A 19721-nucleotide genomic window follows, 5' to 3' on the forward strand; every position below is an offset into this window, starting at 1 on the left:
GCCAGACATGATGCGCGGCAAACCAAGGAGACACGCCATGCTTTGCCTGCAACCCGATTGCACCGACCTCAGTTGCCAAACCCCGTCAGAGAACGCCCAAAGTTATTTCGGGCGACGCCAGTTTTTGCGTGACTTGATTGGCGGCGGCGTGGCTGTCGGCAGCCTGTCCTCCATCAGCGGTTGTGCCAGCCTGCTGGCGCCCAGCGTGAGTGCCGAGACCATCGTGATCAATGGCCGCATGGCCACCCTCAACCCCAAGCAACCGACCGCCTCGGCCTTGGCGGTGGCTGACGGCAAGATCTTGGCCATTGGCACCGAGGACGAGGTGATGCGCCACAAGGGCCCCAACACCCGCGTCATCGACGCCCAAAAACGCACCATCGTGCCGGGTCTGAACGACGCCCACACCCACTTCATCCGCGGCGGCTTGACCTACTCGATGGAAGTGCGCTGGGACGGTTTGTCCTCGCTCAGCCATGGCCTGGAAATTTTGCGCATCCAAGCGCAACGCACACCCTCACCGCATTGGGTGCAGGTGATTGGCGGTTGGACCTGGGCGCAGTTTGCCGAAAAGCGCTTCCCCACATTGGACGAAATCAACGCCGCCACGGGCGATACCCCCGCCATGATCATGCACTTGTACGACCGTGCGTGGATCAACCGCGCAGGCTTGCGCGTGCTGGGCTGGAACAAAGACACACCCAACCCCTTTGGCGGCCAGATCGAGCGCGACGGCGCGGGCAACCCCACCGGTTTGTTGGTCGCCACCATTGGCCTGCCTGCGCTGGTCAACACCTGGTTGAAGATTCCACGCCTGTCGCCCGATGACCAAATTTTGTCCACCCAGCATTTCATGCGCGAGAACAACCGCCTGGGACTGACCAGCGTGATCGACGCCGGCGGTGGTGGCCAAAATTACCCCGACAACTACGCCGCCATTGCCCAGTTGGCACGCGACAAAAAAATGACCATGCGCATTGGCTACGAGCTGTTTGCGCAAGCCGGTGGCAAGGAGATCGACAACTACCAAGCCTGGAGCAAGATGGTTCAAGTGGGCGAAGGCGACGACTACTTCCGCATGCTCGGCGCGGGTGAATACATCGTCTGGGCCGCCGGTGACGTGACCAACTTTGACAAGGCACCGCCCACCATCCCTGCCGTGATGGAGAGCCAGCTCACCGCCGTGGGCAAGTTTTTAGCCGGGCAACGCTGGCCGTTTCGCATGCACGCGAGCTTTGACGCCACGGCGCAGCGCATCTTGGGTGTGCTGGAGCAAGTGCACCGCGAAGTGCCGCTCACCGGCCTGCGCTGGGGCTTGGACCACTGCGAAACGCTGTCGCCCCAAACGCTGGAGCGTGTGGCGGCACTGGGCGGCAGCATCAACATCCAAAACCGCATGTCCTTGGACGGCGAAGCCTTCCTCAAACGCTATGGCCCCCAGGTCTCAGCCAACGCGCCACCGATCCAGCGCATTCGCGAAATGGGCATCCCACTGGCCGCAGGCACCGACGGCAACCGTGCCACCAGCTACAACCCGTGGGTGGGCGTGCACTGGCTGATCACGGGCAAAACACTCGGCGGCGCCAAGCTGCAAGGTGACCACAACCTGCTGGATCGCACCGAAGCCTTGCGCCTGTACACCACGGGCGGCGCCTGGATGTCCAACGAAGAAACCAAAAAAGGCACGCTCGAAGTGGGCAAGTTTGCCGACCTGGTGTTCTTGTCGGGCGACTACTTCAACATGCCGGTGGACGAGATCAAGAACCTCGAATCAGTGCTCACCATGGTGGGTGGCAACGTGGTGTACGGAGCCGGCACTTATGAGAGCTTGGCCCAAGCCGCGCCGCCCATCCGCCAAGACTGGCTGCCGATGAAAGACTATGGCCGCTACTACAAACGTGCTGGCATGGAGGTGCCCACACCCAATCGCATGGCACAAAGCGGCCATCAGCACCCCTTGATCATTGGGGATGCGGGTTCATGGCGGATGGAATGCCCTTGCGCGTTTTGAGCGCGAGGGGTTTTACTCCAACTCAATGCGACGGTCGGCCACCACTTTTTTGAGGTTGCCAATGTCGCGCTCGACGCGCTGACGAAACTCCGCTGGGCTGCTGGCCCGCGGGGTGCCGCCAAAGTCAATCAGCTTTTGGCGCACATCGTCTTGAGCCAAGACCGCACGCAGTTCTTTGTTGACTCGCTCCAGGATGGCGGGCGGTGTGCCCACCGGTGCGGCAATGCCCAACCACGACTCGAACACCACCTGCGGCAAGGTGTCGGCAACCGTGGGCACACCAGGCACCGGGCTGTTGCCGGCAGGCGATGTCACGGCGATGGCGCGCACGCGCTGGTCTTTGAGCAACGAGGCTGTCAGCGTCATGGTGTCGATCATCACATCCACACGTCCTGCCAACAGCTCGGTCAAGGGGCCCGTGCCACCCTTGAACGGCACATGGGTGATTTGCACACCGGCTTCACTGAAGGCCCATTCGGCCACCAAGTGCATGGCGGTGCCCACCCCCACGGAGGAGTAGGTGTATTTGTTGGGCTCGGCCTTGGCGCGTTTGACCAAATCGGCAAACGAAGTGATGGCTGAACCTGGCGCCACAGTCAGCGCCAGCGGATACGTGGTGATGGTGCTGACCCAGGCGAAGTCTTTCACCGGATCAAACGGCAAACTCTTTTTCATGGCGGCACCACTGGCGTGACCACTGGGCAGCAAGATCAAGGTGTAGCCATCTGGCGCTGCGCGCACCAGCATCTCAGACGCGATGTTGCCCCCGGCGCCTGGTTTGTTGTCGACCACCACGTTTTGCCCCAAGCGCTCGCCGAGCGGCTTGGCCACCAAACGCGCCACGATGTCTGAGCCACCACCGGCCGGGAAACCCAGCAGCAGGCGGATGGGCTTGGTGGGGTATGCAGGCTCAGCCGCCAGCACGGGAGCTGCGGCCAGGCCCGCCAACACAACAGCCGACAAGCCACGCACCCAAGGGCGCGCGAACGCAGTGAAGTCAAACAAAGTGGCCATGAGGTGGGTCTCGCGCTGTCTTACAGAACTTGCGTGGCTTGCTCGAACGTCAAGCGTGGGTTGCGATTGAACAACTTGCTGGTGTCCATATAACCCAGGTTGATCAGGTAGTTGGCTTGCCAGCGACCATCGGGGAAGAACTCGGCATTGACCTTGGCGGCATCAAAGCCGCTCATGGCGCCACAGTCCAGGCCCAAGGCACGGGCAGCAATCATGAAATAGGCGCTGCCCAAGGTGCCGTTGCGGGAGGCAGTGCCTGCGGCCAAACCAGCGTTGCCCGCGAACATTTCTTTGGCATCGGGTTTGTTGGGGAACACCACAGGCATGTGCTCGAAGAACTGGGTGTCGTTGGCCACGATCACGGTGACAGGTGCCTGGCTGGTTTTGTCCACGTTGCCGGGAGACAAGGCGGGCAACAAACGAGCCTTGGCTTCGGGGGTGGTCAAGAACACGTAGCGTGTGGGTTGGGTGTTCATCGAGGTGGGGCCCATCTTGGCGATCTCGTACACCTCTTTGAGCAGGCTCAAAGGCACGGGCTTGTCGATGAAGCCGTTGGCGGTGCGTGCGTTGGTGAACAGATGGTCGATGGCGTCTTTGGAAATGGTCATGAAAGCCTCAGAAAAAGAAAAACAAATTTATGCAACAGATGTGCTCACAAAATCCACTTGGTGGCGGGCAATACGCACCGCCCCTAGGGTTTGCTTCACGCGTAAATGCGCGGGGTGGGATGCATACGCATCCAATGACTCTTGCGAATCAAACTCAGTGTAGAGCACCACATCGCAAGCATAGTCGACATGGCTGTGGTCAATGCCCACCTCCACATGCAACAGGCCTGGAATATGCCCCCGCAAGGCCTCAAACTGAGATTGAATCAGCTGGCGGTTGGCTTGCTTTTGCGCAGGCGTGTCGCCCTGCACGTCCCACATCACGATGTGTTTGATCACAGCGGGTGCCTTTCAATGCGCCGCAGGCGGAAAACCCGCCTTTTGCGGCCACAGGTTGACGAAGGCGTGCACTTCGGTGCGCGCATACAAACCGGCTTTGGTGAAGGGCTCTTGGCTCAACCAGGCATGGGCTGCGTCACGCGAGGCAAAGTCAATTGCCAGCAAACTGCCCAGCATGGTCTGGCCGTCGTCATGCGTCAGCGGCCCGGCAAAAGCGATGTGCTCGGCCACTTGCGCCAAGTAGTCTTTGTGCTCAGGACGCATGCGCGCACGCAACTCGGCGTGGTCGGGCTTGTCGATCAGGATGAAGGTGAAGATCATGAAGGCTCCGGCAACACACCCAGCACTCAGGCGGCCACGGGGTTCAACACAAAGTCGTAATCCACCAACCAGCTGCCATCGGCTTGTTGTGTCCAGTCAGTCACCAAGGACTGGCGCACACCAAACACGGCGTCCGAGTCGAGGTATTGGTCGTCGTTGCGGAACACATGGGTGGTCAAGGTCTCGTAGCCCTCGGCCACGATCATGAAATGCAAGTGCGCGGGACGCCAGGGGTGGCGGTTGGTGGCAATCAGCATCTCGCCCACCGGGCCGTCGTGCGGAATGGGGTAGGACTCGGCGAGGATGGAGCGAAAGTGAAACTCGCCATTTGGGCCCGACTTCAAAATGCCGCGTGCAGACGCGTGCGCGTAATCGGGCAGTTGCACGTCGTACAAGCCATTGGCATCGGCTTGCCACACCTCCATCGTGGCACCCGCAATGGCCTTGCCGTCCAAGCCACGCACGGTGCCACGCACCGAGCAGGGTTGACCGACGGCGCCGTTGCCCACATCGTCGCCGTGTTCGTAGTGCGGCGCATCTTCCACATGAAACGGCCCGACCACTGTGGCTTCGGTGCAGCCGTCTGGCTTGTCGTTGTTCATGGCCACCGTCAGCATGGACAGGCCCAGCGTGTCAGACAACAAGATGAACTCTTGGCGCTTGTCGTCGCACTTGTGGCCGACACGGGTCAAGAAGTCGATGCCCTGCTCCCACTCTTTCTCGGTCAGGCGCACCTCACGCGCAAACGCATGCAGGTGTTGCACCAAGCTGTTGATGATTTCTTTCAGGCGCGGGTCAGGGGTGTTGGCAAAGCGCGCAATCACGGCTTGCGTGATGGTGTCTTGGTTCAAATTACGCATGTCTCAAATCCTTGGGTGATGACGTGTCGGCGACTTTAAGATTTGCGACAGGCGATTGAAAGACCCAAAATAGAAAATCATTGTTCCGGCTAGCGGAAAGATACATGGATCGCCTCAAAGAATTAGAACTGTTTGTCCGCGTGGTCGAAACCGGCAGCCTGAGCAAAGCGGCCTTGGCCCTGGACCTGTCCAATGCGGCTGCCAGCCGTCACCTCGCTTCCCTCGAAGCGCGCTTGGCGGTGCGTTTGGTGGAGCGCAACACCCGACGCCTCTACCCGACGGGTGAAGGCCAGGCGTTTTTCAACCGGGCTCGCGCCATCCTCAACGACTTGGCCGATGCCGAGTCCGAGGTCAACTCGGCCACGCTCGATCCCAGCGGCACGCTGCGCATCAGCGCCTCGTTGTCGTTTGCCATGCAACTCATTGCGCCACGCATTGGCGACTACACCCAGCGCTACCCCAAAGTGAAGGTGCACATCGAGGCCTCGAACCGCTACCTGGATTTGATCGACAACGGCATTGACGTGGCGGTGCGCACGCGTGAGATGGAGCCCGACAGCAACATCACCATCCGCCGCTTGGCCACCACGCGGCGAATTTTGGTGGCCTCGCCCAAATACCTGGCACGCGTGGGCACACCCCAAGACCCCAGCGATTTGTCAGCCCACCAACTGCTGGTGTACCTGCATGCCAACAACCCCAACGAATTGCGTTTCACCCAAGGTGACGCCTCGGTGGTGGTGCCGGCGCCGGGCTTGCTCGAATCCAACGATGGGCAAATCTTGCGCGCTGCGGCGCTAGAGGGCACGGGCATCTTGGTGCAGCCCACCTACATCGTGTTCGAAGACATCGTGGCCGGGCGCTTGGTGCCCATCCTGGACGACTGGGACTTGCCACGCCTGCACATCAACCTGGCCTACCCCAGCCGCAAGCACTTGTCAGCCAAGGTGCGCAGCTTCATCGACTTCATGGTGGAAGAGTTTGAGCGCTACGACTACGAGCGCAAGTGGACGGGGCAGCAGGGGTTTTGAGGTGGCTAACCCGGAATGTCTGCCTCCACCAGTTGCCCCAAGAGCATCAACGACTCTTGCCAACCCAGGTAGCAAGACTCTAAGGGAATGACCTCCGGAATGCCTTCTTGCACCACGCTGAGGTCGGTGCCGCACGACACAGGCTTGAACTCCACCGTCACGGTGAGGGTGCCTGGCAGATGGGGATCGTCGAACGTGTCGGTGTAGCGAATGCGCTGATGCGGCACCAGCTCCAAATATTCGCCGCCAAAGCTGTGGCTGTTGCCCGAACTGAAATTGGTGAACGACATGCGAAACGTGCCACCCACGATGGGTTCGATGTGATGCATCTTGGCCGTGAACCCATGGGGCGGCAGCCATTTGACCAAGGCGTCTGCGTCAAGAAACGCACGGTAGACACGCTCAGGTGGCGCGCGAAGAACTCGGTGAAGTCGCATGGTGTGAGCCATATCACTCCGGCTGAAACCCTGCCGCCTTGATCAAGGGCAACCAACGGTCCAAGTCGCGCCGCAACACGGCCTTGGCGTCATCGCCAATCAGTGCCAAAGGTTTGCCGCCGGCTTTTTCAAAACGTTCCATCACATCGGGCGAGGTGATGACTTTGCGCAGCTCGGTGCGCAAGCGGTTGAGCTCGGCCGCAGGCGTACGCGCAGGCGCGAAGTAACCAAACCACGACTCCAGCTCCAAGGGCGCCACACCGGTTTCACGGATGGTGGGCACCGAAGGGTGCATGGGCAAGCGGGTCGCACTCGACACGGCCAAGGCCTTGAGGCTGACCGAATCCACATGCGTGCGTGCGGTGGAAGCCAAGTCAAAGAACACATCCACACGCCCACCGATCAAATCAGTGTAGGCAGGTTGTGCCCCACGGTAAGGCACATGGGTGAGCTGCACGCCGGCCAAATGCCACAAGGCAGCGGCCAAGATGTGCTGGCCTGAACCATTGCCCGCCGAGGCATAGCTCACTTTGTTGGGGTTGGCTTTGGCATAAGCCACCAATTCGGCCAAGTTGCCAAAAGGCAAGTCTTTGCGCGCCACCAAGGTGTAGCTGTAGGAGACGGCCAAGCCAATCGGCTCAAAGTCTTTCACCGGGTCGTAGCTCAGGTTTTTGTACAAGCCCGCATTGAGCACCAGGTTGGACACCGAACCCATCAACAAGGTGTAACCATCGGCCGGCGCTTTGGCGGCCAAATCGGTGCCCACCAAAGTGCCCGAACCCGTGCGGTTTTCCACCACCACGCCGGGTTTGAACACCTGGCCCAGTTTGTCCGCCAACACGCGGGCCACAAAGTCGAAACCGCCGCCTGGGGGCTGCGGCACGATGACGCGGATCGCGCGGTTGGGGTAAGCGTCTTGGGCCAAGACGCGCAAAGGCAGCGCCCCCGCCAGCAGGCTGCCCAAGAGTTTCAGGTGGGTGCGGCGTGGATGGGCCATGTTCAACGCTCCAGCGGTTTACCAGCCAACCAGTTGGCACCACGACGGTACAGGTCTTGCACGCCCTCGCCTTTGAGCATGGGCATGTCCATCTTCACGGTGTAGCCGATGCGGGTTTGGATGTAGGCCAGGTGACGGTAACCTTCGGGGAAGTTGGCCAAGGCGGCTTGGTCTAACTGCAAGGTGGCCGCTGAGTCCACCGGATCCACGCGGTCTTTTTCATAAATGGGTTGACGGTGCACCAAGCCCCACTGGCCGTTGCGCTCTTCAAAAAAGTCATAGAAGCGCCCGGTACACACCACGTCACACAACACGCCTTCGATCAGGCCGCGCTGCGAAATGGTCATCTTGGTTTGCGCAATGGCGCGGGTGCCTTGCACGTCAATGGAAGAACCGCCCAAGAAGTGCAGAATGCTCACGCCCTTGTTCCAGCCCTCGATGGTGACGCGGATGAACTCTTCAAACGGCCCTTGAAACCAGGTGGCCATCATCACGCCGTCGTCGTGCCAAACGGTGCGAAAACGGTCCCACAAACCGGCGTCGCGCCACACGGCCCAGTTTTCCACCAGTTGGCGAATTCGAAGTTGTTGTTCCATCTCGTGTGTCATAGCCAGTCCTTCCAGTTGAATGGCGCAGACTCTAGAAGCAGACCTGCCCAGCGTCAACGCTTGGGCTGAAAATTAGTTTTGCGCTGGCTGCAAAAGAAACATCGTCCAATCGGTCACAGCGTCAGTTTTGTATCCTTGTTTCAACTTTGTTTTTTCGGAGACAACCCCCCATGACACCCATGCACCTCATCTTGCATCGCCCTGTGTCCGCTGGTCGCCGCATGTTGCTGGCTTTGGCAGGCAGTGTGTGTCTGAGCGTGAGCGCCCAGGCCGACACATTTCCCAGCAAAGCCATCACCATCGTTGTGCCCTTCCCGGCTGGTGGGCCTACCGACGCCAACGCCCGTCTGATTGGCAAAGAACTGTCTCAGGTACTGGGACAACCCGTCGTGATTGACAACCGCGCGGGTGCGGGCGGCACGGTGGGCTCCACCTGGGTGGCGCGCGCCCCAGCGGATGGCTACACCTTGTTGTGGGGCGGGACCAGCAGCTTGGTGGTGGCCCCAGCGCTCTACACCAACCTGAACTATGACTCTATCAAATCGTTCCAACCGATTGGCATGGTGGTGCGCGGCCCCATGATGCTGGCTGGGCGTGCCGGCTTGCCCGCCAAAACCCTGCCCGATCTGCTGGCCTACGCCAAGGCCAACCGCCTGACCTATGCCACCGCAGGCACGGGCTCAATTGGCCATTTGGCCGGTGAACTGTTTCAAGAAATGACGGGCGTGCCTCTGGTGCACGTGCCCTACCGTGGCGGTGCCCCGGCCTTGAACGATTTGCTGGGTGGCCAAGTTGATTTGATTTTCGAAACCGCGCAATTCATGACGCCGCAGATCAAGGCCGGCAAGGTCAACACCTACGCCGTGGCCGGCACCAAGCGCTACCCCGGTTTGCCCGACATTCCCACCATGAGCGAGCTGATGGGCAAAGCCTCGTGGGAAGCCTATTCATGGTTCGGCTTGGTCGCACCGGCCAACACGCCGCCAGCCGTGACCGCTGTGCTGGAAAAGGCCTTGCTCAAAGTGGTGACAGAGCCCAACACACGCGCACAAATCGTGGCGGGGGGCTTAGAGCCCGTCAATTCGAGTGCCGAATTTTTAGCGCAAGCGATTGAGCAAGACCTCACCAAGTGGCGCACCATCGTCACCCGTCGCAACATCAAACCCGAGTGAATTCACCATGCGCATACTGATTGCAGGCGCCGGCATTGGCGGCTTGATGACCGCTTTGGCCCTGGCCCAAAAAGGCTTTGACGTGGCGGTGTTTGAGCAGGCCGCCCAACTGGGCGAAGTTGGCGCTGGGGTACAGATGAGCGCCAATGGCTCTCGCTTGTTCTACGAACTCGGCATTGGCGACGAACTCAGTGCCGTGGCCTGCCACCCCACCGGCAAAGAAATACGCCTGTGGAGCACGGGCCAAACCTGGCAGTTGTTTGACCTGGGCGCCGAGTCGATCGCGCGCTACGGCTACCCCTACCTGATGCTGCACCGCGCCGACATGCACCGCGTGTTGGTCGATGCCCTGAACAAGCTGCGTCCAGGCTGCGTGCACCTGAACCACAAAGTCAAAGACATTCAGCAAGAGGGCCAGACCGTCACCCTGCACTTTGAGCAAGGCGCGTCTGCCGTGGGCGATGTGTTGATCGGTGCCGACGGCGTGCACTCGGTGGTGCGACGCTGCTTGTTTGGCGCCGACCAGCCGGTGTTCACGGGCTGCATGGCCTGGCGCGGCTTGGTTCCTGCGGAGCAGTTGTCGGCCCACCTGCAACGCCCCGTGGGCATCAACTGGGTAGGCCCTGGTCGCCATGTGGTGCACTACCCGGTGCGCCGGGGGGAGTTGGTCAACTTTGTCGGCATTGTCGAGCGCGACGACTGGCAAGAAGAGTCGTGGAACCAACGCGGCACCCAAGCTGAATGCGCGCAAGACTTTGCGGGCTGGCACAGCGATGTGCAAGAAATGATTGCCCACATCGAGACCCCCTACAAATGGGCCTTGATGGGCCGCCCGCCCCTGCCCACTTGGCAGCAAGGTCGCATCAGCCTGTTGGGCGATGCGTGCCATCCCACGCTGCCCTTCTTGGCTCAGGGCGCCATGATGGCCTTGGAAGACGCGATTGTGTTGGCGCGCTGCCTGGAGCGCTATGCCGACCAACCCGAAACCGCGCTTGCGCGATACGAGGCCGTGCGATTGGAACGCACCTCCAACATCGTGGTGGGCTCGACAGAGAATGCCAAACGCTTTCACAATCCCCTGCTGCGCGATGCCGCCGGTGCTCAGACATATGTGAGCAACGAATGGACCACCGACAAGATCAACGCGCGCTACACCTGGCTGTTTGAATACAACGCAGCCACAGTAGCGATTGACCCGATGTGAGTTTTTTAACGACGACAACAGCAGGAGACAACTATGCAGACATTCACTTGGAAACGTATTGCCATCGCCACGGCGGCACTGAGCTTGGCCGCTTGCGCCAACCTTGGCATGCACGACAAGAGCTGGACCGCTTTGTTTGACAAAGACAGCAACCTCAATGGCTACATCGTGGTGGGCGACGCCAACTGGCGCATTCAGGACAGCATGCTGCAAGCCGACCTGATTCAAAAGGTGGGCCCGAGCTACTTGGTCACCAAACAAAGCTTTGCCGACCAAGAAATTTATGCCGAGTTCTGGGTGGACTCACAGACCAACAGCGGCATCTTCATCCGCTGCCAAGACCCGAAAAAAATTGGCGCCGACACCTGCTACGAAATCAACATCTGGGACACCCGGCCTGACCCGTCTTACGGCACCGGCGCGATTGTGGATGTGGCCAAGGTCTCGCCCATGCCCAAAGCCGGCGGTCAGTGGAACACGCTGGAGATCACCGCCAAGGGCAACCGCCTGACCGTCAAACTCAATGGTGTGGTCACAGCCGACGCTACCGACAGCAAGCTCGCCAAAGGCAATTTGGCCTTGCAGTACGGCAGTGGCATTGTGAAATTCCGCAAAGTGCTGACACGCCCGATCTGAGCCCGTGCACACCACGGCCTGTTGAATTCAAAGACTCAACGCGTAGCTGGTGCTTCGTCCTGCGGACTCCGTGCGACGAAGCATGCCACGTTGAAGCAAGTCATTGATGTCTCGCAGCGCGGTGTCTGAAGAGCATTTGCCAATCGCCGCCCATTTCTGGTTGGTGAGCTTGCCATCAAATCCGTCGAGCATGCGATTGAGCACTTTGATCTGTCTTGAATTGAGCGATGTGCCTGACCACTGGCGCCAGAAATTGGCTTTCACCAAGACACGCGACAAGACCAGATCGGCTTCTTGCAGTGCACGCAGCAAGCACGCCAAGAACCAAGACAGCCACTCGGTTGCATCCAGATTGCCCTTCTGCGTTTTTTCGAGCAAGGCGTAGTAGTCCTTGCGCTCTTTTTGAATTTGCGCTGACAGACTGTAAAAGTGTTGTGTGCTTTGGTCGGCACGCGCCAACGCCATGTCGCCAATGGCTCGCGCAATGCGGCCGTTGCCATCGTCAAACGGGTGGAGGGTCACAAACCACAAGTGGGCAAGACCTGCTTTGACCAAAGGGTCCATCTCTTGCACCGCCTCAAACCACCTCAAGAAATCAGCCACTTCAGCGGGCAACACCTGTGCGGGTGGCGCTTCGTAATGCACGCGGCGTCGATGCATGGGTCCAGAGACCACTTGCATCGGGCCATCCGCATCATCACGCCAAGCCGCCACACGAATGGGCGTCATGCCACTTCGCCCCGTTGGAAACAAGGCTGCATGCCAAGCCATCAATCTCTTGGTGGTGAGAGGGGTGGCGTGCAAACTGGTGGCATCCAAGATCATCTCCACCACACCGTCCACATGCCGATCCGCAGGCTTGAGCGCTGCAACATCGATACCGAGTCTTCGCGCAATGGATGAGCGAACGGTGTTGGCGTCCAGATGCTCGCCTTCAATCTCGCTTGTTTTGAGGACGTCCTCGGTCAGGGCTTCGGCATGGGCTTGTGCTTGTGAGCCCATCCCTTGGTCGCGCATACGCCCCATCAAGTGCCCAAGGGTTTGGTGCACTTTAGCCAGCAAAGGCATCAGCGTCTCGGCTTGGTAGTGCCAATGGGGCCAATTTTTGGATTGCCAAACGTACAGGTAATCACCGCTTTTCATGCGGCGATTAGACGCCCGATTCACCGCAAGGTCAACACCGCCAGATTCACACCGCGCAATATTGGTTTTGAATGGCTTCGTCCGCCAACAAGGCTTGCGCACTGCCCTCGTGCACGATCAGGCCTTGGTCCAAGATGTAGGCGCGGTCGGACACCGACAGCGCACGCGCCACGTTTTGCTCCACCAACAAAATAGTGATGCCTTGCGCCTTCATGCGCGCAAACAGCTCAAACATCTCGTCCACCAACACCGGCATGATGCCCTCGGACGGTTCGTCCAACAAAATCATCCGCGGCTCGGCCATCATGGCGCGGGCAATGGCCAACATCTGCTGCTCGCCACCCGACATCGACGTGGCCTCTTGCGACAAACGTTCTTTCAAGCGAGGGAAGGTTTCTGCAATCACCTCGATGCGGGCATCGATGTCCACCTTGCGGCGGCTTGCCAACAAGCCCAGCTGCAAGTTCTCACGCACGGTGAGTGACGGCACGATGCGACGGTCTTCGGGCACATAGGCAAAGCCTGCGTGAAAACGTGCATGGGCAGCTTGGGTCAGCAAGTCTTGGCCTGCAAACACCGCACTACCCGAGCATTTCGTGACCAAGCCCATGAGGGTGCGCAAGGTGGTGGTTTTGCCAGCGCCGTTGCGTCCCATCAGTGTAACGATCTCGCCCGCATGGACTTGGAAGGACACGTCTTGCACCACATGGCTGCGGTCGTACCACGCGTTCAAACCGCGAACGTCCAACAAAGGTGTGTGTGTTGTCATCATCAACCCTGACCTAAATAAACACGACGCACTTCGTCGTTGTTGCGAATGTCGTCTGGTGTGCCCTGGGCCAAAAATTCGCCGTGGTGCAGCACGATCAAACGCTCGCAAATCCCCATCACCAATTTCATCTTGTGCTCCACCAAGATGACGGTGCGTTCCTCGGCCAGTTGAACTATCAAGTCCATCATGGCGGAGGTCTCTTGTGGCGACATGCCAGCCGTGGGCTCGTCCATCAGCAGCAGCTTGGGCGAGGCGGCCAGGGCCATGGCAATTTCCAGTGAGCGCTGTTGACCGTGGGCCAAGTCGGCCACGGTTTTGTCACGCAGCTGAATCAAGCCCACGCGTTCGAGCAAGGCATCGGCTTCGTCAATCGCTTCGCGCAACTGGTGGCGCGGCGTGAGGATGTCAAACCGGCTGTAGCGCATTTGCGCAGCCACCCGCACGTTCTCGTGCACGCTGAGTTGCTTGAACACGTTGGTGATTTGAAAGCTCTTGGCAATGCCGCGTCGGGCGTATTCGTGCGGGGCCAGGCCGGTGATGTTGTGACCCTCAAAGAAGATCTCACCCGTGGTCGGCGTCAGGGCGCCACTGAGCACATTGAAGAAGGTGCTCTTGCCAGCACCGTTGGGGCCAATGATGGCCGTCAACTGGTTGGGGGCAAAAGACACCGACACATCCGACAAGGCCTTGAAGTGACCAAAGTGGCGACTGACGTTGCGCACGTCCAAAAATGCAGGGGCCGTCATGCGTGCGCTCCCTTCAAAACACCGCGCTTGACCAGGGTGTGCATCCAAGTGCCCCAAATGCCGCGCGGGAAAAACAACACCAAGGCCATGAACAAGAGACCCACCACCGCCATCCAATAACGCGTGAGCGTGGTCACTACGTCCTCCAAATACAAGAACACACCGGCACCGACAAACGGGCCAAAGAACGTGCCCATGCCGCCCAGCAAACACATCATCACCGCCTGGCCCGACTGCAAATAATGCAGCGAATCCACCGGCACCACCGACAGATGCAAGGCACGCAAAGAGCCCGCCAAACCACAAATGCCCGCCGAGATGACAAACACCAGCAGCTTGGCGCGGTCCACGTCGTAGCCGCAAGCGGCGGTGCGCTTGTCGTTTTCACGAATCGCCTCGATCACCGAACCAAACGGTGACGCCAGCACACGCGACACCAGCCACAAAGCCAGCGCGACAAAGAACAGCAAGATGTAGTACTTGGACATGGGGTTCAAAAAGTCCAGGTGCACCGGGCCGATGTCGATGGCTTCGGGCTTGATGCCACGAAAGCCGTTTTCACCACCGGTCCACTTCTCGGCCTTGTAAAACGTGTAGTACACGATTTGGCCCAAGGCCAAGGTCACCATCGAAAAGTAAATGCCGCGCGTGCGGATGGCGATGTAGCCCATCACCAAGCCCACCAACAAGGCTGCCAACACCCCCACCACGATGGCTGGCAACCAGTGCAGGTTGAAGAACACCATCGAAATACCGGTGAGGTAGCCCCCAACCCCTAAAAAAGCCGCATGACCGAAAGACAACATGCCGGTGTAACCAAACACCAGGTTAAAGCCCACCGCATACAAACCAAAGATCAAGATGTTCACTGCCAAGGCCTCGTAGGGCATGAGCAGCGGAAACACCAGCAAAAAGGCCAACACAGCGCCCACCCGGTGACGCGCCACAAAGTTGACGCCGTCTTTGAACACATCACTCATCCCAACGCTCCTGCTTTGCCAAAGAAGCCCTGTGGGCGAATCAACAGCACCAAGGCCATCAACACAAAGATCGACAACTCAGCAAACTCCGGCGCAAACAGCGAGGTCAGGCTAAACACCACCCCCACCAGCAGCCCGGCCACCACGGCACCCGGCAGCGAGCCCATGCCCCCCACCACCGTGACCACAAACGATTCGGCCAGCACCGGAATCCCCATCTCAGGATTCACCGCACGTGTGGGTGCGGCCAGCACACCCGACAAACCGGCAATCGCCGTGCCCAAACCAAACACCAAGAACCACACCTTGGCAATGTCCACGCCCAGCACACGCACGATCTCTGAGTCGCGTGAACCAGCGCGGATGATCAAGCCATAGCGCGTTTTCTCTAGGAATAACCACAGCCCCACACTCACCACCGCCGTGGCACCGATCAAAAACAAACGGTAGAGCGGGAAGTGGCCAAAGCCTAAGTTGACCGCGCCACGCAAAGCCGCAGGCGTGGACGAAGGCAAACCTTCAATGCCAAACAGCACACGCGCCACATCGATCAACACATACGACAGACCAAAGGTCAGCAGCAAGGGGTAATCAATGCCGCGCCCGTACAAGGGCCGCACCAAGAAGCGCTCGGCCAACAAACCGATGGCCCCCACCACGAGGGGCGCAATCATCAGCCCGAGCACAAAGCTGCCGGTGAGGCTCAAGAAGTAAACGCCTAAAAAAGCGCCCATCATGAAGAACGCCCCGTGGGCAAAATTCACCACGGTCAACATGCCAAAAATCAGGGACAGGCCGATGGCCAAGAGCGCATACACAGCGCCCAAGGCCACGCCCGTCACCAACTGCAGCATGAACAAATTAAGGGTGATGTCTGTCACGGGACGGGTCTCCTGAGTGGCTTAAGCCTTGTGGCCGAGTTCGGTGCAGCTGCGCAACGTGGATTCGCTGGCCGCGTCGGTGCTGACCACGTTGAACACGTCGTTTTTGTCTTTCATGCCCTTGGATTTGGACTCGACGATGATGACCGACTGCACCGACTGGTGGTCGCACTTGCGGTAGTACTGGTCGCCCTTGTACCAGTTGTATTTCATGCGGCCCATGGCGTCGCTGACCTTGTTGGCGTCGGTGGTCTTGGCATCCAACACGCCTTGCAAGATGCTGCGGATACCGGCGTAGCCCAATGCGCCGTAGTCGGTCGGCACAGCCCCGTTGTAAGCCTTGCGGTACTTGTCGTTGAAGGCCTTGGCCGCTGGCACTTTGTCTTCAATGCCCCAGTAGTACGAAGTGCCGCCCACCACACCATCAAACACCTCGGAACCGCCCGCTTGGCGTGCGGTGAACAACAACACGGGCGTGATGATGCGGGTCTTTTCTTTCAAACCAAAGTCGGTGGCTTGTTTGGTGGCGTTGAGCAAGTCGCGGCCAAAGTTGCACATCACCAAGATGTCGGGGTTGAGCGCCTGAATGCGTGGCAAGAAAGCCGAGAAGTCTGAAGCTCCAATGGGGTGACGGATGTCGGCCAGTGTGGTGGCACCCAGCGATTGACCGGCACGCTCAAAGCCGCGCACCATCTCGTGGCCATAGGCGTAGTCTGCGGTCAGATACACCACGCGCTTGCCGTATTTAGGGAAAGCGTAACGCGCCACAGCACCTGCCGTCATGTGGGGGTTGAGCGCTTCGTGGAAGGTGTAAGGGCTCCAGTCTTTGGCCTCGTTGATGGCGTCCGACTGGCTGATCGAGTTGAAGATCATCTTGCGCTCACGCGTGACCGCATTCATCGACAACTGCGTGGCGGCAGACAAAGAGCCGGCCATGAAGTCGACCTTGTCTTTCTCAATCAATTCCAGCGTGCGGGTGGCCGCTTCACCGGGGTTGAGCTTGTCATCACGCACCAGCAACTCGGCTTTACGGCCATTGAAGCCACCGGCATCGTTGAAGTCTTTGATGGCCAGTTCCGCCGCGCGCACTTGGTCTTGTGCTTCGGTGGAATAGGCACCGGTCAAAGGCACCAAAAAGCCAATTTTGATGGGCGCTGTTTGGGCGCTGGCAATGTTGAACAAAAACGGTGCGCTGCCTGCGGCTGAGGCAGCGGCCCCCAGTTGCAGCAACTGACGGCGGTTAGGAAGCTTGGAATTCGAATGGTCGCTCATGCTTGTCTCCTGTTGTGGTTGAAATGAAATCAATGCTCGGCGTGCTTGGCGCCAGCGTGTTGTTGTGTCGGGGCTGGGGTGGGCCTGAACGCGGTGACATGGCCATAGCGACCCAAGTCAATCGCGGTTTCGGCCACCACCTCGCGGGCGTTGCGCTCGGTGGTGTGTGCATCGCTTCCGGCTGCTTGCGATTGCATGTAGGCACCCAGCCAGCGTGCGCGGTCCACCGCCATCTGGCACTGGGGCAAACGTTGTTGCTCGTACACGCGCAAGGCTTCGGCGGTCGCGCCGTGGCTGCGAATGGCGTCGGCCAGGGCAGCCGCATCTTCGGCCGCTTTGGTCACGCCCATGCCAATGTGTGGACGGCCCACAAACGAGGCGTCGCCCATCAGGGCCACGCGGTCAAACGCAATCTGGGTCGAGGCCAAGTCGTAGATGGGTTGCAAAAACGGCTGCGCGGTTTTTTCAATCATCTCGGCAAACTGCGGTGCCAAGATGCGGCGCGCGTCTTGGCGCATGTCGGACACGTTTTTCCACGACACCTTGTTGGGCGAAATACCGCCCGGGTGGTGCACGCCATCGGCGTCGGTCAGCAAGGCGTCCAGGGCTGGGCCTGCGGGCGCGGGGCGGTACCAGACGAAGTTGTAGGCACGCCGACCTCGGCGGGTGTCGTTGCCAGGACCTGCCACCGGGTAGCCAATGATTTGCTCGCCCACCGGCAAACAAAAACCAAAGGTGTCGAACACCGTGTTCAAGGTCAGGTTGGACAACACCGATTCTTCGCACACGCCGCGCCATGCCACATAGCCCGCATACACCGGTTGAATTTGCGGCGCAAACTGCTGACGCACCGCCGAGCGAATGCCGTCACTGGCCACCACCAAGTCGGCCTCGAACGTGACGCGCTGTTCACCATCGAGGGCATGCACCACCACACGGTCGGCCAACTGCTCCACACGCTCCACCGACACGCCTTGCAAATAGCGCTCGGCAGGCACCAGCCGGTGCAGCAAGTGGTAGAGACGGCTCCACGAGGTGAGCACCTGGGGCATGTCAATTTCAATGCCCACCGACCCGTCGTGGTTGAGCGACATGCGCCCATCGATCGCCACGCCCAAAGATTCGGAGTCGTCCAAGCCCGCACGCTTCAAGCCTTCGGTCAAGGCGTCATGGGTGACGATGCCAGCACCCCGCCCGTCCATCGAGCCGCGCACTTTTTCGAGCACGCGTACATCGTGGCCATCTTTGAGCAACATGTTGGCAGCCATCAGGCCACCGAGCGATCCGCCAACAATCAGTATCCGTGCCATGTGGGTCTGCCTTGGCCTCAGGCTGCCGACGCGGCAGCGAGTTTTTTGTCCAGCGCGTATTTCTCGTGCGTGGGGTAATTGAGTTCGACCACCACACCGCTCGGGTCGTCAAAGAACAACTGGTGCAAATGAATTTCGGGCACCGTGCGTTGACGGGGCACCACCTTCATCTGAGCCAAATGGTCGAGCATTTGCTCCAGCCCATCGGCGAAAAACGCCACATGGTCCACCGCGCCACTGCCGTGCAAGGAGCCGATGTCGCGGTCACCCAGGTAGTTTTTCAAACCCTCGGGGTCGTTCATGTCGATGCCAATCACATGCACCACCGCATTGGCCACATCGGTGTGCGGGCCACGGTACAGCCACAAGCCCGGAAACGGAAACGGTGGGCGCGGCCCCACGGTCAAGCCCAACACATCGACATAAAAGCGCTCGGTGGCGGCCATGTCGGTGGTGCGAATCGAGTAATGGTTCAGGGTCAGTGCCATGTCAAGTCCTCTGAGGTTTGCTGCGTGCGCTCGCACGGGAGTGCGCATTGGAGCGCGTGTTGGTCGACAGGGGTGTCGCCGCTTTGACCCGAGGGGTGTTGGGCTGACCCAACACCTCGCGGCTGGCTTGCAAATAGGCGCGCACTTGGTTGCGTATGACCACACGGTCATACGCAGGCGTATTGCCGTCGTGCACCGTCTGGCTGTAGACCCAGCGACGCAAACCACTGTAAAAAATACTGCCGTGCAAGCCCATCAACAATTCGCGCTCCATCACCGACGCCTGGGCGCGGCTCTTGAACGCGCGGTAGCGTCGGGTTTCACGGATCAGGCGCGGGAACAAGCGTTCACGCAGCAAGTCAAAGAAGCGGTTGGTGATGGTTTGGTCGGTCAAGCCAGAAAAGATCAGGATGCGCACAAAGTCGTGTGTCAACACGGTTTCGGCGTAGTCGATGTAAAACAAAGTGAACTTGTCTTCGGTAGACAAGCTGTCGTCATCCAGCCACTGCTCCCACTCGGGCTTCCAGCGCCCCTCGAACACCTCCAGGTACACACGGTCTACCAAGGCTTGCTTGGTGGGAAAGTAGTGGTACAGCAAGGCATGCGTGACGCCAATGCTTTTGGCCAAATCGCGCATTTGCGCATCAAAACCGTGACGCGCAAAAAACTGGATGGCACCGTCAACGATGTGACGCTCGCGGTCCAGCACCGACATGCGCTTGCGCGCTGTCGCGGGTGCTGCGGGCTTGCCTTTCGGGTTTTTCCTAGGCAAAGACCTATTTACCAATGCGTCAACCATGGCTAGCATTGTTGAACGTTTGGTCAATAACAATCATCGGTGCAAACCCTCAAGCATGGCACCCACGAGACACGGCCACGCATGGCATTGAC

Annotated in this window: 22 protein-coding genes; 5 read left to right on the forward strand and 17 right to left on the reverse strand. The window is 59.5% G+C overall.

Translation table 11 applies throughout. From position 1 onward, the window contains the following. Positions 1 to 37 precede the first annotated feature (37 nt). The gene (locus B9Z39_RS07225) at positions 38 to 2011 is read left to right on the forward strand and encodes an amidohydrolase (RefSeq protein WP_233248939.1); all 1974 of its coding nucleotides are present in this window, start codon (positions 38 to 40) and stop codon (positions 2009 to 2011) included. A 12-nt stretch (positions 2012 to 2023) separates the two neighbouring features. Here the strand turns inward: B9Z39_RS07225 and B9Z39_RS07230 are convergent, their stop codons facing one another. From B9Z39_RS07230 to B9Z39_RS07250, 5 genes are read right to left on the reverse strand one after another with little or no spacing between them, the layout of a single operon-like run. Next, complete coding sequence (locus B9Z39_RS07230) at positions 2024 to 3025, reverse strand: tripartite tricarboxylate transporter substrate binding protein (protein ID WP_108301183.1); 1002 nt, start codon at positions 3023 to 3025, stop codon at positions 2024 to 2026. Between the two features lie 20 nt (positions 3026 to 3045). Next, positions 3046 to 3633 carry a malonic semialdehyde reductase gene (locus B9Z39_RS07235; protein ID WP_108301184.1) on the reverse strand — a complete coding sequence of 196 codons (588 nt, stop codon included), beginning with the start codon at positions 3631 to 3633 and terminating at the stop codon, positions 3046 to 3048. A gap of 27 nt (positions 3634 to 3660) precedes the next feature. Next, a complete protein-coding gene (locus B9Z39_RS07240; RefSeq protein WP_100146845.1) occupies positions 3661 to 3972 on the reverse strand; it encodes a Dabb family protein in 312 nt (103 codons plus the stop codon). Between the two features lie 12 nt (positions 3973 to 3984). After that, entirely contained in the window at positions 3985 to 4293 is a 309-nt protein-coding gene (locus B9Z39_RS07245; RefSeq protein ID WP_100146846.1) for a YciI family protein, read from the reverse strand. A 26-nt stretch (positions 4294 to 4319) separates the two neighbouring features. After that, complete coding sequence (locus tag B9Z39_RS07250) at positions 4320 to 5153, reverse strand: intradiol ring-cleavage dioxygenase (RefSeq protein WP_108301185.1); 834 nt, start codon at positions 5151 to 5153, stop codon at positions 4320 to 4322. Between the two features lie 104 nt (positions 5154 to 5257). Here B9Z39_RS07250 and B9Z39_RS07255 point away from each other — a divergent pair, with 104 nt between their 5' ends. Continuing rightward, the gene (locus B9Z39_RS07255; protein WP_108301186.1) at positions 5258 to 6184 is read left to right on the forward strand and encodes a LysR family transcriptional regulator; all 927 of its coding nucleotides are present in this window, start codon (positions 5258 to 5260) and stop codon (positions 6182 to 6184) included. A 5-nt stretch (positions 6185 to 6189) separates the two neighbouring features. On the opposite strand, the gene B9Z39_RS07260 is transcribed toward B9Z39_RS07255, so the two are convergent. The 3 genes from B9Z39_RS07260 to B9Z39_RS07270 are packed head-to-tail and all read right to left on the reverse strand — an operon-like array spanning position 6190 to position 8226. Further along, positions 6190 to 6621 carry an SRPBCC family protein gene (locus tag B9Z39_RS07260; protein WP_233248940.1) on the reverse strand — a complete coding sequence of 144 codons (432 nt, stop codon included), beginning with the start codon at positions 6619 to 6621 and terminating at the stop codon, positions 6190 to 6192. A 13-nt stretch (positions 6622 to 6634) separates the two neighbouring features. After that, positions 6635 to 7618 carry a tripartite tricarboxylate transporter substrate binding protein gene (locus tag B9Z39_RS07265; protein ID WP_108301188.1) on the reverse strand — a complete coding sequence of 328 codons (984 nt, stop codon included), beginning with the start codon at positions 7616 to 7618 and terminating at the stop codon, positions 6635 to 6637. Between the two features lie 2 nt (positions 7619 to 7620). Beyond that, positions 7621 to 8226 carry a nuclear transport factor 2 family protein gene (locus tag B9Z39_RS07270; protein ID WP_100146851.1) on the reverse strand — a complete coding sequence of 202 codons (606 nt, stop codon included), beginning with the start codon at positions 8224 to 8226 and terminating at the stop codon, positions 7621 to 7623. 170 nt (positions 8227 to 8396) lie between these two features. On the opposite strand from B9Z39_RS07270, the gene B9Z39_RS07275 reads away from it, so the two are divergent. From B9Z39_RS07275 to B9Z39_RS07285, 3 genes are read left to right on the forward strand one after another with little or no spacing between them, the layout of a single operon-like run. Beyond that, the gene (locus B9Z39_RS07275) at positions 8397 to 9398 is read left to right on the forward strand and encodes a tripartite tricarboxylate transporter substrate binding protein (RefSeq protein WP_233248941.1); all 1002 of its coding nucleotides are present in this window, start codon (positions 8397 to 8399) and stop codon (positions 9396 to 9398) included. Between the two features lie 7 nt (positions 9399 to 9405). After that, on the forward strand, positions 9406 to 10602 hold the full coding sequence (locus B9Z39_RS07280; protein WP_108301189.1) for an FAD-dependent monooxygenase: 1197 nt from the start codon (positions 9406 to 9408) through the stop codon (positions 10600 to 10602). Between the two features lie 33 nt (positions 10603 to 10635). Further along, positions 10636 to 11238 carry a DUF1080 domain-containing protein gene (locus tag B9Z39_RS07285; protein ID WP_108301190.1) on the forward strand — a complete coding sequence of 201 codons (603 nt, stop codon included), beginning with the start codon at positions 10636 to 10638 and terminating at the stop codon, positions 11236 to 11238. 27 nt (positions 11239 to 11265) lie between these two features. Here the strand turns inward: B9Z39_RS07285 and B9Z39_RS07290 are convergent, their stop codons facing one another. Genes B9Z39_RS07290 through B9Z39_RS07330 form a run of 9 tightly spaced genes read right to left on the reverse strand, consistent with a single transcriptional unit; the run spans position 11266 to position 19629 of the window. Continuing rightward, the gene (locus B9Z39_RS07290; protein WP_108301191.1) at positions 11266 to 12381 is read right to left on the reverse strand and encodes a Fic family protein; all 1116 of its coding nucleotides are present in this window, start codon (positions 12379 to 12381) and stop codon (positions 11266 to 11268) included. 46 nt (positions 12382 to 12427) lie between these two features. Beyond that, the gene (locus tag B9Z39_RS07295; protein WP_233248942.1) at positions 12428 to 13153 is read right to left on the reverse strand and encodes an ABC transporter ATP-binding protein; all 726 of its coding nucleotides are present in this window, start codon (positions 13151 to 13153) and stop codon (positions 12428 to 12430) included. Further along, positions 13153 to 13899 carry an ABC transporter ATP-binding protein gene (locus B9Z39_RS07300; protein WP_100146855.1) on the reverse strand — a complete coding sequence of 249 codons (747 nt, stop codon included), beginning with the start codon at positions 13897 to 13899 and terminating at the stop codon, positions 13153 to 13155. Before B9Z39_RS07300 ends, B9Z39_RS07295 begins: the two co-directional genes overlap by 1 nt. Further along, positions 13896 to 14879 carry a branched-chain amino acid ABC transporter permease gene (locus B9Z39_RS07305; protein WP_108301192.1) on the reverse strand — a complete coding sequence of 328 codons (984 nt, stop codon included), beginning with the start codon at positions 14877 to 14879 and terminating at the stop codon, positions 13896 to 13898. Before B9Z39_RS07305 ends, B9Z39_RS07300 begins: the two co-directional genes overlap by 4 nt. Continuing rightward, positions 14876 to 15760, reverse strand: a complete 885-nt coding sequence (locus B9Z39_RS07310) for a branched-chain amino acid ABC transporter permease (protein WP_233248943.1) — start codon at positions 15758 to 15760, stop codon at positions 14876 to 14878. The genes B9Z39_RS07305 and B9Z39_RS07310 overlap by 4 nt, the downstream gene beginning before the upstream one ends. A gap of 21 nt (positions 15761 to 15781) precedes the next feature. After that, entirely contained in the window at positions 15782 to 17032 is a 1251-nt protein-coding gene (locus B9Z39_RS07315) for an ABC transporter substrate-binding protein (RefSeq protein WP_108301194.1), read from the reverse strand. Positions 17033 to 17061: 29 nt separating this feature from the next. Beyond that, complete coding sequence (locus tag B9Z39_RS07320) at positions 17062 to 18342, reverse strand: FAD-dependent monooxygenase (RefSeq protein WP_108301195.1); 1281 nt, start codon at positions 18340 to 18342, stop codon at positions 17062 to 17064. A 17-nt stretch (positions 18343 to 18359) separates the two neighbouring features. Beyond that, positions 18360 to 18830 (reverse strand): VOC family protein, encoded by a 471-nt coding sequence (locus tag B9Z39_RS07325; RefSeq protein WP_108301196.1) that lies wholly within the window; start codon positions 18828 to 18830, stop codon positions 18360 to 18362. 1 nt (position 18831) lies between these two features. Next, positions 18832 to 19629 (reverse strand): TetR/AcrR family transcriptional regulator, encoded by a 798-nt coding sequence (locus tag B9Z39_RS07330; protein WP_233202618.1) that lies wholly within the window; start codon positions 19627 to 19629, stop codon positions 18832 to 18834. Positions 19630 to 19721 lie beyond the last annotated feature (92 nt).

Origin of the sequence: Limnohabitans sp. JirII-29 (assembly GCF_003063395.1) — a bacterium.
Classification (GTDB): domain Bacteria; phylum Pseudomonadota; class Gammaproteobacteria; order Burkholderiales; family Burkholderiaceae_C; genus Limnohabitans.

Bases quoted from the DNA above. Each gene is read 5' to 3' on its own strand.
- B9Z39_RS07250 (WP_108301185.1), bottom strand. From the start codon at position 5,153: ATGCGTAATTTGAACCAAGACACCATCACGCAAGCCGTGATTGCGCGC.
- B9Z39_RS07285 (WP_108301190.1), top strand. From the start codon at position 10,636: ATGCAGACATTCACTTGGAAACGTATTGCCATCGCCACGGCGGCACTG.
- B9Z39_RS07225 (WP_233248939.1), top strand. From the start codon at position 38: ATGCTTTGCCTGCAACCCGATTGCACCGACCTCAGTTGCCAAACCCCG.
- B9Z39_RS07260 (WP_233248940.1), bottom strand. From the start codon at position 6,621: ATGCGACTTCACCGAGTTCTTCGCGCGCCACCTGAGCGTGTCTACCGT.
- B9Z39_RS07295 (WP_233248942.1), bottom strand. From the start codon at position 13,153: ATGATGACAACACACACACCTTTGTTGGACGTTCGCGGTTTGAACGCG.
- B9Z39_RS07270 (WP_100146851.1), bottom strand. From the start codon at position 8,226: ATGACACACGAGATGGAACAACAACTTCGAATTCGCCAACTGGTGGAA.
- B9Z39_RS07325 (WP_108301196.1), bottom strand. From the start codon at position 18,830: ATGGCACTGACCCTGAACCATTACTCGATTCGCACCACCGACATGGCC.
- B9Z39_RS07280 (WP_108301189.1), top strand. From the start codon at position 9,406: ATGCGCATACTGATTGCAGGCGCCGGCATTGGCGGCTTGATGACCGCT.
- B9Z39_RS07300 (WP_100146855.1), bottom strand. From the start codon at position 13,899: ATGACGGCCCCTGCATTTTTGGACGTGCGCAACGTCAGTCGCCACTTT.
- B9Z39_RS07265 (WP_108301188.1), bottom strand. From the start codon at position 7,618: ATGGCCCATCCACGCCGCACCCACCTGAAACTCTTGGGCAGCCTGCTG.
- B9Z39_RS07320 (WP_108301195.1), bottom strand. From the start codon at position 18,342: ATGGCACGGATACTGATTGTTGGCGGATCGCTCGGTGGCCTGATGGCT.
- B9Z39_RS07235 (WP_108301184.1), bottom strand. From the start codon at position 3,633: ATGACCATTTCCAAAGACGCCATCGACCATCTGTTCACCAACGCACGC.
- B9Z39_RS07245 (WP_100146846.1), bottom strand. From the start codon at position 4,293: ATGATCTTCACCTTCATCCTGATCGACAAGCCCGACCACGCCGAGTTG.
- B9Z39_RS07315 (WP_108301194.1), bottom strand. From the start codon at position 17,032: ATGAGCGACCATTCGAATTCCAAGCTTCCTAACCGCCGTCAGTTGCTG.
- B9Z39_RS07275 (WP_233248941.1), top strand. From the start codon at position 8,397: ATGACACCCATGCACCTCATCTTGCATCGCCCTGTGTCCGCTGGTCGC.
- B9Z39_RS07255 (WP_108301186.1), top strand. From the start codon at position 5,258: ATGGATCGCCTCAAAGAATTAGAACTGTTTGTCCGCGTGGTCGAAACC.
- B9Z39_RS07305 (WP_108301192.1), bottom strand. From the start codon at position 14,879: ATGAGTGATGTGTTCAAAGACGGCGTCAACTTTGTGGCGCGTCACCGG.
- B9Z39_RS07230 (WP_108301183.1), bottom strand. From the start codon at position 3,025: ATGGCCACTTTGTTTGACTTCACTGCGTTCGCGCGCCCTTGGGTGCGT.
- B9Z39_RS07290 (WP_108301191.1), bottom strand. From the start codon at position 12,381: ATGAAAAGCGGTGATTACCTGTACGTTTGGCAATCCAAAAATTGGCCC.
- B9Z39_RS07330 (WP_233202618.1), bottom strand. From the start codon at position 19,629: ATGGTTGACGCATTGGTAAATAGGTCTTTGCCTAGGAAAAACCCGAAA.